Source organism: Pseudomonas sp. TREG-RG-20F-10-E-6-01 (assembly GCF_022662455.1).
Taxonomy (GTDB): domain Bacteria; phylum Pseudomonadota; class Gammaproteobacteria; order Pseudomonadales; family Pseudomonadaceae; genus Aquipseudomonas.
The window spans coordinates 579,841-592,415 of sequence record NZ_JAKNQP010000001.1; the positions used below are offsets into that span (position 1 = coordinate 579,841).

Genomic DNA, 12,575 nt, shown 5'->3' on the forward strand with positions numbered 1-12,575 from the left:
CTCTTATTAAACGCGTTCAATCGCCAGGGCCAAACCCTGGCCGACGCCCACACACATAGTGGCCAGGCCTTTGCGGCCGCCGGTTTTTTCCAACTGGTGCAACGCCGTCAACACCAACCGCGCGCCGCTCATGCCCAGCGGGTGGCCGAGGGCAATGGCGCCGCCGTTCGGGTTCACCTGCGGGGCGTCGTCGGCGATGCCCAACTCACGCAGCACCGCCAGGCCTTGGCTGGCGAAGGCTTCGTTGAGTTCGATGACGTCAAAGTCGGTGACCGCAAGGCCCAGGCGCTCCACCAGTTTGCGCACCGCCGGCACCGGGCCGATGCCCATTACACGCGGTGCGACACCGGCACTGGCCATGCCCAACACACGGGCGCGGGCGGTGAGGCCATGTTTTTTCACGGCCTCGGCCGAGGCCAGAATCAGCGCCGCTGCGCCGTCATTCACGCCCGAGGCGTTGCCGGCGGTGACGGTCTTGTCTGGGCCATTGACTGGCTTGAGTTTGGCCAGGGCTTCCAGGGTTGTGTCCCGTGGATGCTCATCCTGCTCGACCACGGTCTCGCCCTTTTTATGCGCGACGCGCACCGGCACGATTTCTTCAGCAAAAAACCCGGCAGCTTGCGCGGCGGCGGTACGTTGCTGGCTGCGCAGGGCAAAAGCGTCCTGATCGGCGCGGGACACGTTGTAGTCATCGGCGACGTTATCGGCGGTCTGCGGCATCGCGTCCACACCGTACTGGGCCTTCATCAACGGGTTGATAAAACGCCAGCCGATGGTGGTGTCTTCAAGCTTCATGTTGCGTGAAAAGGCCGCATCAGCCTTGCCCATCACGAAGGGTGCACGGGACATCGACTCAACGCCGCCGGCAATCGCCAGCTCCATTTCGCCGCTGGCGATGGCACGGAATGCCGTGCCAATCGCGTCCATGCCCGAGGCGCACAAACGGTTGAGGGTCACGCCGGGAATGCTCTCCGGCAGGCCCGCCAACAGCAGGGCCATGCGCGCGACGTTGCGGTTGTCCTCGCCGGCCTGGTTGGCACAACCGAGGAACACTTCATCCACCGCCGCCCACTCAACCTGAGGGTTGCGCTCGATCAGGGCCTTGATCGGCAAGGCCGCCAAGTCATCGGCACGCACCGTGGACAAACCACCGCCAAAGCGGCCGATGGGCGTGCGAATGGCATCACAGATAAACACGTCACGCATCAGGCTTCTCCTGGCGCTTGGCCATGGGCGGCGGCAGTGCGGGCTTCGAGATCACGCAGGGCCTTCAGTTCGATGTCAGTCGGTGCGTCGGTGGTGCTCACCTGATCGGCAAACCGAATCGCCCAACCGGTGGCCGCGACCACTTGCTCGCGGGTGACGCCGGGGTGCAGCGCGGTGACCACAAATTCATGGCTGCCCTCTTCCGGCTCCATGATGCACAGGTCGGTAATAATCCCTACAGGGCCGGCGCCTGGCAGACCCAGGCGTTTACGTGAGTCGCCGCCTTCGCCGTGGCCGACGGAGGTGATGAAGTCCAGCTTGTCGACAAACGACCGCGCCGACTGCTTGAGGATGATCAGCACGCTCTTGGCCGAGCCGGCAATCTCCGGCGCGCCACCGGCACCCGGCAGGCGCACTTTGGGCTGGTGGTAATCGCCGACCACGGTGGTGTTGATATTGCCGAATCGGTCGACCTGGGCCGCGCCGAGAAAACCGACGTCGATGCGCCCGCCTTGCAGCCAGTAGCGGAAAATCTCGCCGGTCGGCACCACGGTGTCAGCGGTTTCAGCCAGTTCACCGTCGCCGATGGACAGCGGCAAGACGCTGGGCTTGGCGCCAATCGGGCCCGACTCGTAGATCAGCACCACGTCGGGCGACGAGGTCAGGCGCGCCAGGTTGGCAGCCTTGGAAGGCAAGCCGATGCCGACGAAGCACACCGAACCGTTCTTGAGGCGACGCGCGGCGGCGACGGTCATCATTTCGTTGGTCGAGTAAGCCATCACTTGGCCTCCTGCGCGGTGGCCAGCTTGGCCTGGAATTCACGGAAGTCGGCAGTGCCGTGGATGTATTCGTCGATCCAGGCGGTAAAGGTCCCACGATCGCGAGCGATCGGGTCCCACGCCTGATAGAAGCGGTTATCACGCTCGTTGTAGCCGTGGGCGTAGGACGGATGCGCGCCACCCGGTACGTGACACACCGCTGTCAGCGCCCAGGTCGGCAACACGCAGCTGTTCATCGGTGCGTTCAGGTCGTCCACGATCTCTTCGACGGTGACGATGCAGCGCTTGGCCGCCAGGGCCGCTTCTTTCTGCACACCGAGAATGCCCCAGAGCAACACGTTGCCCTTGCGGTCAGCCTTCTGTGCATGGATCACGGTGACGTCCGGGCGAACCGACGGCACCGCCGCCAGCACTTCGCCGGTGAACGGGCAGGTCACGGTTTTGATCAGCGGGTTGACCTTGGGCAAGTCAGAACCGGCGTAGGCGCGCAGCACCGCAAACGGCAGGCCGGATGCACCGGCGACGTAGGCATTGGCCAGGTCGGCGTGACTGTGTTCTTCGATCTCCAGCGGTTGCGGCCATTGCTTCTCGACCGCGTCGCGCAGGCGATGCAGGGAGCCTACGCCGGGGTTGCCGCCCCAGGAGAAAATCAACTTGCGGACGCAGCCGGCACCGATCAACTGGTCGTAGATCAGGTCAGGCGTCATACGCACCAGCGTCAGGTCTTTCTTGCCCTGACGAATGATTTCATGACCTGCTGCCGTAGGGATCAGGTGGGTGAAGCCTTCCAGTGCGACGGTATCGCCGTCATTCACGAATTGCTTCACCGCGTCGCGCAGCGCAAGGATTTCAGCCATGGGGTTCGGGCTCCCGGTGTTGATCGAAAAAGGCGCTGAGGTGGCGCCCAAGTGCCTGAAGATTAAGCCGGGCAAAGGGGTCGAACAATCCGATAATCGACTCAGCGTTCGATTATCGAACGGATTGTTGTCTAGCTAATCTTTCGTGCAAAGCAGCCAGTTCAGCTGCCAACCGTCAATGTGGGAGCTGGCTTGCCTGCGATGCAGACGACTCGGTCCAGCAGGCAAATTGGGTTGATGCAATCGCAGGCAAGCCAGCTCCCACATCGCCTCGTGGCTGCTACAAAATCGTGTCAGACCTCAGGTCGCGTCCGCATGGCTGACCATGCCCTTGATGACCACAGCGGCCGTGGCCAATGCCGCCGGAATCACCAGCGCCGTCAGCACCTGCTCGAAGTTCCAGCCCAACCCCAGCAAGGTTGCGCCCATCCACGCACCGAGGATCGCGCCGAAGCGGCCGATGCCGAGCATCCACGACACGCCGGTAGCGCGGCCTTGGGTCGGGTAGAAGCGTGCGGCCAGTGACGGCATCGCCGATTGCGCACCGTTGACGCACATCCCGGCAACCAGCACCAAGGTGGCCAGCAACGTGATATTGCCCAGGCTCTGCCCCACCGCGTAGGCGAACACCCCGGCGAGCAGGTAGAAAGTGCCGATGACCTTGTGCGGATTGAACCGGTCCATCGCCCAGCCCACGCCGACCGCACTCAACACGCCACCAAACTGGAAGAGCGCGCCGATAAACGCCGCCTGTTCCATGCTGGCGCCGCTGTCGCGCATCAGGGTCGGCAGCCAACTGGTCAGCAGGTACACGATCACCAGGCCCATGAAGTAGGTGAGCCACAGCAACAAGGTGCCGGCGCTGTAAGTGCCGGAGAAGATCACCGCGAACACGTTGCGCGCCTTGACGGTTTTTTGTTCGGGCACGCTGAAGCTGGTGGCGTGGGCGACGAGGTTGGGCTCGATGGGTGACAAGGTCTTGCGCACCTTGTCGGTGCCGCGATTGCGCACCACGAGATAGCGCGCCGATTCCGGCAGCCACACCAACAGCACCACCGCCAGGATCAACGGCAGAATGCCGCCAATCATCAGCAAGCTGTGCCAGCCGAACGCTGGAATCAGCTTGGCCGAGATAAATCCGCCACCGGCCATGCCCAGGTTGAACCCACAGAACATGCTGGTGACCAGCAGCGACTTGTGACGCTCGGGCGTGTACTCGGAGAGCAGCGTGGTGGCATTCGGCATCCCCGCGCCCAGGCCCAGCCCGGTGAGGAAACGCAACACCAGCAACTGGTCAACGTTAGTGCTGTAGGCCGAGGCCAGGCTGAATGCGCCAAACACCAGCACCGCACTCACCAACACCACTTTGCGCCCGAAGCGGTCGGCCAACGGGCCGGAGCCCAGCGCGCCGAAGACCATGCCGATCAGCGCGGCGCTCATCACCGGGCCGAGGCTGGCGCGGTCGATGCCCCAGTCCTGCGAGAGTGCGGGCGCGATAAAGCCCATGGCGGCGGTGTCGAGCCCGTCGAGGAAGACAATCAGGAAGCACAGGATCACCACGCGCCATTGATAGCGTGACAACGGCTGGGCATTGATAAAGGACTGCACGTCCAGGTTAGTACCGACAGAGGGCTGATTCATTATTGTTATTTCCACACCGATGGGCGGGCGAACGACCTGAGGTCGTCATTATTATTGGGCGGCGCTGACAGCGCTGCCGCACATTAATAAGCCAGGGGAAACACCGTCAATTGATCAAGCCGGGATCTGTGCGGTCATCGAACACTTAGGCAAACAGTTGCGCACTCAGCTCACGGCTGGCGCTGAGCATGCTGGGCAGGAAACGCTGCTCCAGCTCGCTGCGGCTGACCCGACCGGCGTGGGTACTCACGTTGAGCGCGGCCAGCACTTGGCCGGACGCGTCGTACACCGGCACGGCGATGGAACGCAGGCCCTGCTCCAACTCCTGGTCGACAATGCACCAGCCCTGCTGGCGTACTTGCTGCAAGCACTCGAACAAGGCGTCGGGCGTGGTCAGGGTGCGGCTGGTCTTGGTTTGCAGGTCGGCGTGGTCGAGGTAGTCCTGCAGCGAAGCATCGTCGAGTGCCGCGAGCAGGATGCGGCCCATGGACGTGCAGTACGCCGGCAAGCGCCCGCCCACCGACAAGTCCACGGAAATCAGGCGCTGGGTGGTGGCGGAACGGGCGATATAAAGGATGTCGTCGCCCTCCAGCGTCGCCATGTTGCAGGCTTCATGCAGTTGCTCGCTCATGCGATCGAGGTAAGGCTGAGCCGACACCGCCAGTGGCGTAGAGGATAAATAGGCGTGCCCTAGGGTCAGGACTTTGGGCAACAGTGAATAGGTACGCCCGTCGGTGGTGGCGTAGCCGAGCTTGATCAACGTGTGCAGGCAACGGCGCACGGCGGCGCGGGGAATTTCGGTGCGGTGGCTGATCTGGGCGATGGTCAGGTGGCGCTTGCGCTCCTGGAAGGCCTGCACCACGGCCAGGCCACGGGCCAGGGAAGTCATGAAGTCCGGATCACCGGTAAACGCCTGGATGCGCTTGGCCGGGGACGCCACGATCGGCGGCGCCACTGACGCGAAGGAGTTGCGCAATTGATCGTTCATTTCAGGGTCCTTTCTCTTATTTTCAACCGCTGGGAGGGTTGGCCGCTATTACAAGCCGCGCTGGCCAGAATGCACAAGGCGGGGTCAGTAACTTTGGGCGATTATCGGACGATCATGCGATTATCGCAATTTTTCGGCCGTGCAATGGCGCTCAACGAACCAGCACACTTCACGGATGTGCCGAAGGGATCGCTTAAGTTTGAGCAATCATCCGCCATTTATAAAAGTGCAGAACGTCGACACGGTTTTTTCGAAAAGACTGACACCTGTATGTAACAAAACCCTCACGCAACGTTGACGCTTTTTAACTTCACGACGATAGTGTTATTCAAATACGTCGCTATAATGCAACCTGTGCAGAGGTCGGCCCGGTAACAATAATCGGGATTGGAGCTCGCCAGGCTTTGCAGCGTTCGAGCATCGCCGGTCACACGTATCCGCTTAAACGTTTGCCCCTTGTGCTTCTTTCAAACTTGAACAGTTCGCCTGTTCAACTTGAAACAGCCCGAGGACGACTTTCAAGCGCGGCGCTGCACATTCAATACACTCAACTCATTTAGGTAACACTGTGACGAAAGACGAACTGCGCGCGGAACTTGAGCGCCAGGAGCAACGTTACAAGGACGTTTACGGCGGGGAAATCACCACTTACGCCGCCCAGCCTGAGCCCGAGCGCAAGCCCTGGCGCAAACGAGCCAGTTTGCTCGATCAGGCATTTGCCCAGGAAATCCAAAAGATTGAACAGGAACTCAAAACCGAAGAGCCATAAGCACTTGGATTTGAGCTTCAAGATTTTGCCACCGCCGCTGGCGCATTGCCAGCGGCGGGCAACCTGATTTAATCAGGCTCCTACAGCCTTGAACGAAATTTCGTACAAATGTTTCAAATGTGACAATTCGGTCAAAAAAACCTTCCTTTTCGACCTCCAGCTTTATAAATCAAAGACTTGCCAAAGCCCCGAAAACCCTGGGATGCGCACCTCTGCCCGGTTTTTTTTCAATGAAGATTGTTACCGATGAGCAGCTAGTGCATCGATTACTGAGGTTTTCTGGCATAATCGCGCCCCCTTACGACCGGGTCAGAAAACCTTCATGATCGATTTATTCAGCGGACTGGATGCGTGGGTTCTAGTGAGCCTATTGCTCGCCCTGGCCTTTGTCCTCGCCTTCGAGTTCATCAATGGCTTTCATGACACTGCTAACGCGGTGGCCACAGTCATCTATACCAAAGCCATGCCGCCGCACCTGGCCGTGTTCTTCTCCGGGGTGTTCAACTTCCTCGGCGTGTTGCTCGGTGGTGTCGGTGTCGCGTACGCCATCGTGCACTTGCTGCCGGTGGAGTTGCTGATCAATGTGAACACCGGCCATGGTCTGGCTATGGTCTTCTCCTTGCTGGCAGCGGCGATTACCTGGAACCTGGGCACCTGGTACTTCGGTATCCCGGCCTCCAGTTCCCACACCCTGATCGGCTCGATCCTGGGTGTCGGCCTGGCCAATGCCCTGATCAACGATATCCCGTTGGCTGATGGTGTGAACTGGCAGAAAGCGATCGATATCGGCGCGTCTCTGGTGTTCTCGCCGATGGCCGGTTTCCTGGTCGCAGCCCTGGTGCTGCTCGGCCTGAAATGGTGGCGCCCGCTGTCGAAGATGCACAAGACCCCGGACCAGCGCCGCAAGCTTGACGACAAGAAACACCCGCCGTTCTGGAACCGCCTGGTGCTGGTGATTTCCGCGATGGCCGTGAGCTTTGTGCACGGCTCCAACGATGGTCAGAAAGGTATCGGCCTGATCATGCTGGTGCTGATCGGTATCGTGCCGGCGCAGTTCGTACTCGACTTGGGCAGCACCACTTACCAGATCGAGCGCACCCGTGACGCCACCGTGCACTTGAGCCAGTTCTACCAGCGTAACAACGCCACCCTCGGCGAGTTTCTGGCGCTGGGCAAAAGCGTGAAGGATGACCTGCCGGGCAAGTTCCAGTGCAACCCGCAGCAGACCGAGCCCACCATCAGCGCGCTGATGGACACCTTGAAGGGTGTCTCGGACTACCACTCGCTGACCTCCGAGCACCGTATCGAAGTGCGCCGCTACCTGCTGTGCCTGGACGACACCGCGAAGAAAGTCGGCAAGCTGCCGGGCCTGGATGCGCGTGAGAAGTCCGATCTGGACAAGCTTCGTAAAGACCTGACGGCCACGACCGAGTACGCGCCGTTCTGGGTGATCCTGGCAGTGGCACTGGCTTTGGGCCTGGGCACTATGGTGGGTTGGAAGCGTGTGGTGCTGACCATCGGCGAGAAGATCGGCAAGCAGGGCATGACGTATGCCCAGGGCATGTCGGCGCAGATCACCACGGCGAGCATGATTGGCCTGGCCAACATCTTTAGCCTGCCGGTTTCGACTACCCACGTGTTGTCGTCCGGTGTTGCCGGGACCATGGTCGCCAATAAAAGCGGCCTGCAGGGTGGTACGGTGAAGACCATTCTGATGGCTTGGGTGTTGACCTTGCCAGCGACGGTGGGCTTGTCGGCCGGGTTGTTCTGGTTGGCGTCCAAGGCGTTGGGTAGTTGATAGGCTGCTAGGCTGCGGCTGATATAAAGAAGGCGCGATCTCTGATGGGGGTCGCGCCTTTTTTTTGGGCTGGGGTTTAGTGTGTATATCCGTTGCTGCGGTGAGGGCTGCAATGGGTTCCGCCGTTACGGCGGGTCACTTTTGAAAAGAGCCCAAAAGTAACCAAAAGGCTCTTGCCCCACCACTCGGCACCTCGCTTAGGCTCGGTGTGCCCTCACGCAGGCTTTGGAGCGTGGGCCGCCGCGATGGGCCATCCATGGCCCAACACGGCTAAACCGGCGTCCTGCCGGTTTACCCACGCTCCAAAACCTGCGTGAGGCCAGCGTGGTTTAACGGGGCGCCTAAGATCAAGATCAAGATCTACAGCACGGCGGCCTAGTAGCCGACCTGAGTGGTTAGATCAAAAGCGAAAGCGAGGCGGCCTGACAGCCGACCTGATTCTGGAACCTGAACTCAATCAAATGTGGGAGCTGGCTTGCCTGCGATGGCATCTACTGGGTGTCACTGATGCACCGAGTTGTCTGCATCGCAGGCAAGCCAGCTCCCACAGAAAAGCAAAAGCAGTGCGATGCTGGCAGCTGAACTCGGTCAACTTGTGGGAGCGGGCTTGCTCGCGAAGGCGGTGTGCCAGTGACATATGAGCTGACTGACACACCGCATTCGCGAGCAAGCCCGCTCCCACATTTGGAGCTCAGTGCATCAGATAGAGGTGTGTTGCTATGCTTTGATCCGCTTTTGCTTATACCACTCAGGTCGGCTACTAGGCCGCCGCGCTCTGCTTTTGATCTTGATCTGACAGGCCCCGTTAACCACGCCGGCAGAACGCAGGGTTGACCGCAGCAACGGATATACACCCTAAAACCGCAGCCAAAAAAAAGGGCGACCGAAGTCGCCCAAAATGCCTTGCGTGCTCATATAACCCAGAAGAACTTACGGTTCTTTACGCTTATTAGCGTCCTTCCAGATAAAAATTCCAAACCCTACAAAAAACAACACCATGAGGCTGACAGTCAACACTCCGGCAAACACCACATTATCGAAAAACATGACCGGCCTCCTGCACGTGCCCTGTTGCGATAGGGCTAAGTTAATGGAGAAGGCGGATTGGAAAATTGACGGGGATCAATGTCGCCCGCAACGGGGCGTAAAGAAGGGCAATAACTGACCTGCATCAACAGATGCAGGTTGTTTCAACGTTTTTTCGGCTTGTTCTTCGACTTTTTCTTAACTTTGCCAAGTGGCATCGCTTGCTCAAACGCCTGGCGCACTTCATTCAGGCGCTTGTCATTAAGGTCATGCACGCGTTTGGCGCGTTCGGCATTCAGGTCAATCAGCTTGTCGTCATCACTCATGGCTTGGCTTACGTCGTGGCGGGAATGGCTCAATAATGCGGCCTCCCCCGCCCAACGGCAAATCAGCGGGCGACAAAATACAGGGCTTCGCCCAAAATCGGCCCTTTCCACTCGACCCCGGAGGCGCACTCAGGTGGCACTGCACAAGGACCTTCCGCCGCTGCTGGCCCTGCGCGCCTTCGAAGCCGTCGCGCGGCACTTGAGTTTCATCAAGGCGGCGAACGAGCTGTCGGTCACCCAAAGTGCCTTGAGCCACCAGGTGCACAAACTCGAACAGCATTTGGGCAAACCGCTGTTTATCCGACGCACCCGCGCGATTGACCTGACCGCCGACGGCCAACGTTACTACGCCGAAATCCGCCCCGCCCTCGACGCCATCGCCGCCGCCACGCGCAGCCAAAAAACAGCGCCCACTGCCACGGTGCTACGCGTCGGCCTGCTGGCATCCTTCGCCACCCTGTGGCTGGCCCCACGCCTGGCTGGTTTTCTCAACCGTTACCCGCATATCCAGGTCGAGTTGCTGCCGGCGATTCAATTGGCCAACGTCGCTGCGGCCGAAGTGGATCTGGCCATCCGCTATGGCAAAGGCGATTGGCCGGACGTACAAGCCACCCGCCTGATGCCCGAAGTGATCTCACCAGTGTGCAGCCCGGCCTTCAAGGCCGGCCCACTGCACAACGGCGCGTTATTGATGGCCACCTCGCACCGGCCCTTCGAATGGACGGATTGGTCCGCGCATTATCACGTCGACCTCGAGCACCACCCCCGCGTGATGCTGCACGACTACAACATCGTGGTCGAAGCGGCTGTGGCCGGCCAAGGCATCGCCATGGGCCGGCACCGTTTGATCGAGCGCAAGCTGCAGGACGGCAGCCTGGTGGAAGCCTTCGACTGGCCGCCCTATCACAGCGAAATCGGCTACTGGCTGATCGCGCCCCAAGGCCCCGCCAGCGACGCGGCCGAATGTTTCAGCCAATGGTTGAAGGACGCCTGCCGCGACGCGTGAGTTTTTTCGATACGTCAGGTGAGATCTATCCGTTTGTCGCCCGACAGCTCAGCCAACATGCTGAAACCTTCTTGCCCCTAGAGGATTCAACATGCGCGACTCCCTTCACCAACGCGTGCAAGCCCTTGGCCTGACGCTGCCAACGCCCAGCCAGCCGGCGGCCAACTACATCAGCCATGTGATCAGCCAGAACCAGCTGTTTATCTCTGGGCAAATTCCCATGATCGATGGCAAACCCGCCTACATCGGCCGGTTAGGCGAAACCCTCAGCGATGAAGAAGGCGCCCAGGCGGCAGAGTTGGCGGCGCTGGGCCTGTTGGGGCAATTGAGCGATGCCGTCGGTGATGACCTGTCGCGCGTGGTGCGCATTCTGCGCCTGGGTGTGTTCATTGCCAGCAGCGGCGACTTCCAGCGCCAAAGCGTGGTCGCCAACGGCGCATCGAACCTGGTGGTCAACGCCCTGGGTGACAAAGGCCGGCATGTGCGGACTGCCGTCGGGGTGTCCAGCCTGCCGGCCGGCGTGGCGGTGGAGGTTGATGCGATTTTCGAGTTGCAGCCGTGAGCCCGCTCGAAGTTCAGCAGCTGCGCGACGCAACACCCGGCTGCCAGTCGGGCATCGTGCACTTTAACCACGCGGGTGCCTCGCTGCCCAGCCAGGCCACGCTGGACGCAATCATCGACCAGTTGCAACGCGAAGCCCGCGACGGCCCGATGGAGGCCGGCGAGCAGGGTGAAGTGCTGGTAGAAAAAGCCCGGCGCGCAGCCGCGCAATTGCTCAATGCGCCGACCTCGTCGATCGCGTTTGCCAGCAGCGGCTCAAGCGCCTGGAGCATGGCCTTCCAGGCCTTGGGCCCATGGCAACCTGGCGAGCGCATTCTGGTCGGTCGCCACGAATGGGGCGGCAACCTGGCGAGCATGCAACAGGCGGTGCAAGCCGGCGCACGGATAGAAGTCATTCCCTGCGATGAAACCGGCGCAGTCTGCCCAGTGGCGCTGGAGTCGATGATTGATGCCAGGGTCAAGCTGATCGACTTGACCTGGTTGCCGGCCAACGGCGGCCTGATCAACCCTGCCCAGGCGATCGGCGCAGTGGCCAGGCGCCACGCCATTCCCTATTTCATCGACGCCGGCCAAGCGGTCGGCCAACTGCCGGTGGATGTGCAGGCGCTGCACTGCGATGTGCTCAAGTCGGCCGGCCGCAAACACCTGCGTGGGCCCCGCGGCACGGCGTTACTGTATGTGCGACCGGATTTTCTCTCGCAGCTCAACCCCGCCCAGCGCGATGTGTTTTCCGCACCCTGGACCGCCGAAGGCTTCGACCTGCGCGATGACGCCCGGCGTTTTGAAACCAGCGAGGTGTCTTTTGCCTTGTTGGCTGGCTTGGGCAATGCGTTGCAGGAGGTGAATCGACGGGGAGTGGAGCACACGTGGGAAAGGGTCTTACAACTCAGTGAGCGAATCCGTGAAGCATTGCGTCAGCTGCCGGGGGTTTCCCTGCACGACCTGGGCACGGCGCACTCAGGACTGATCGCTTTCAACCTCGCAGGCTGGGACGCCTTCGAACTCAAACGCCGCCTGGGGTTGAAACGAATCAACATCGGCGCAAATGGTGTGGCCTACACACCGCTGGACATGCAGGCGCGAGGGCTGACGAGCGTTGCGCGGGTGTCGGTCAGCCCGCTCAACACCGAACATGACATTGAACGGCTGATCACCGCGCTACGCGAATTGCGTGACTAAACCTCGACGTCCACCCACAGACCCTGGCGCGGCGCATCTTCGATCAGCGGCACCACTGGCACGGTGTTGTCGGCGTTGAGCACATCGCCGGGGATCGCCAGGTGTGCTTCGGGGTCTTCGTCGGCTTCACGCCGGCGCTTCTGCTGTTCCTGCTGGCGGCGTTGTTCCTCGCGCAGCAGCAAGGTTGACTGCTCGGCATCGCCCTTTTTCAGGTCGATCGTGCTTTCGTTGGAGCCCGCTTGCACTGGCACCACGGGCGGGATATCCGGCTTCTGACGCACCGGGTCAAGTTGTGACGTGACCGGCACAACGCTGACGGGCAGCATGGGTGGCAGCATAATAATTATTCTCCTGATCAACAGGCTGTCGGCGGGTTGCAGGGCGACTTGAGCTCAAGCTCGCCAAGCTGTGACCCAGTCGACACTCGCAAGTGCCCGCC

At 60.8% G+C, this 12,575-nt stretch carries 14 protein-coding genes; 6 read left to right on the forward strand and 8 right to left on the reverse strand.

Annotation, left to right across the window (positions count from 1 at the left end; translation table 11 throughout):
- Positions 1-6 precede the first annotated feature (6 nt).
- From pcaF to pcaR, 5 genes are all read right to left on the reverse strand, one after another.
- Positions 7-1,209 (reverse strand): 3-oxoadipyl-CoA thiolase, encoded by a 1,203-nt coding sequence (gene pcaF / locus L8K08_RS02815; RefSeq protein ID WP_242195045.1) that lies wholly within the window; start codon positions 1,207-1,209, stop codon positions 7-9.
- Entirely contained in the window at positions 1,206-1,988 is a 783-nt protein-coding gene (locus tag L8K08_RS02820; protein WP_242194199.1) for a CoA-transferase subunit beta, read from the reverse strand. Before L8K08_RS02820 ends, pcaF begins: the two co-directional genes overlap by 4 nt.
- Entirely contained in the window at positions 1,985-2,842 is an 858-nt protein-coding gene (locus tag L8K08_RS02825) for a CoA transferase subunit A (protein ID WP_242194203.1), read from the reverse strand. Before L8K08_RS02825 ends, L8K08_RS02820 begins: the two co-directional genes overlap by 4 nt.
- A 300-nt stretch (positions 2,843-3,142) precedes the next feature.
- Entirely contained in the window at positions 3,143-4,483 is a 1,341-nt protein-coding gene (locus L8K08_RS02830; protein WP_242194206.1) for an MFS transporter, read from the reverse strand.
- A gap of 145 nt (positions 4,484-4,628) precedes the next feature.
- Entirely contained in the window at positions 4,629-5,471 is an 843-nt protein-coding gene (pcaR, locus tag L8K08_RS02835) for a pca regulon transcriptional regulator PcaR (RefSeq protein ID WP_145162733.1), read from the reverse strand.
- Between pcaR and L8K08_RS02840 the strand changes: the two genes are divergently transcribed.
- The 3 genes from L8K08_RS02840 (at position 5,460) to L8K08_RS02850 (ending at position 8,038) form a co-directional block, all read left to right on the forward strand.
- Complete coding sequence (locus L8K08_RS02840; RefSeq protein ID WP_145162730.1) at positions 5,460-5,747, forward strand: hypothetical protein; 288 nt, start codon at positions 5,460-5,462, stop codon at positions 5,745-5,747. The two genes, pcaR and L8K08_RS02840, sit on opposite strands and share 12 nt — an antisense overlap.
- Before the next feature lie 292 nt (positions 5,748-6,039).
- Entirely contained in the window at positions 6,040-6,240 is a 201-nt protein-coding gene (locus tag L8K08_RS02845) for a hypothetical protein (RefSeq protein ID WP_057701255.1), read from the forward strand.
- Between the two features lie 322 nt (positions 6,241-6,562).
- Positions 6,563-8,038 (forward strand): inorganic phosphate transporter, encoded by a 1,476-nt coding sequence (locus L8K08_RS02850; RefSeq protein WP_200623568.1) that lies wholly within the window; start codon positions 6,563-6,565, stop codon positions 8,036-8,038.
- A gap of 930 nt (positions 8,039-8,968) precedes the next feature.
- On the opposite strand, the gene ccoM is transcribed toward L8K08_RS02850, so the two are convergent.
- Positions 8,969-9,085 carry a cytochrome c oxidase subunit CcoM gene (ccoM, locus tag L8K08_RS30240; RefSeq protein WP_017137226.1) on the reverse strand — a complete coding sequence of 39 codons (117 nt, stop codon included), beginning with the start codon at positions 9,083-9,085 and terminating at the stop codon, positions 8,969-8,971.
- 143 nt (positions 9,086-9,228) lie between these two features.
- The gene (locus L8K08_RS02855) at positions 9,229-9,423 is read right to left on the reverse strand and encodes a hypothetical protein (protein WP_145162038.1); all 195 of its coding nucleotides are present in this window, start codon (positions 9,421-9,423) and stop codon (positions 9,229-9,231) included.
- 100 nt (positions 9,424-9,523) lie between these two features.
- Between L8K08_RS02855 and L8K08_RS02860 the strand changes: the two genes are divergently transcribed.
- The 3 genes from L8K08_RS02860 (at position 9,524) to L8K08_RS02870 (ending at position 12,136) form a co-directional block, all read left to right on the forward strand.
- On the forward strand, positions 9,524-10,396 hold the full coding sequence (locus L8K08_RS02860; RefSeq protein WP_242194209.1) for a LysR substrate-binding domain-containing protein: 873 nt from the start codon (positions 9,524-9,526) through the stop codon (positions 10,394-10,396).
- 91 nt (positions 10,397-10,487) lie between these two features.
- Entirely contained in the window at positions 10,488-10,958 is a 471-nt protein-coding gene (locus L8K08_RS02865) for a RidA family protein (RefSeq protein ID WP_242194213.1), read from the forward strand.
- Positions 10,955-12,136, forward strand: coding sequence for an aminotransferase class V-fold PLP-dependent enzyme (locus L8K08_RS02870; RefSeq protein ID WP_242194215.1), 1,182 nt, complete (start codon positions 10,955-10,957; stop codon positions 12,134-12,136). The genes L8K08_RS02865 and L8K08_RS02870 overlap by 4 nt, the downstream gene beginning before the upstream one ends.
- On the opposite strand, the gene L8K08_RS02875 is transcribed toward L8K08_RS02870, so the two are convergent.
- The gene (locus L8K08_RS02875) at positions 12,133-12,474 is read right to left on the reverse strand and encodes an aspartate-semialdehyde dehydrogenase (protein ID WP_145162025.1); all 342 of its coding nucleotides are present in this window, start codon (positions 12,472-12,474) and stop codon (positions 12,133-12,135) included. The genes L8K08_RS02870 and L8K08_RS02875 overlap by 4 nt on opposite strands.
- Positions 12,475-12,575: the final 101 nt, after the last annotated feature.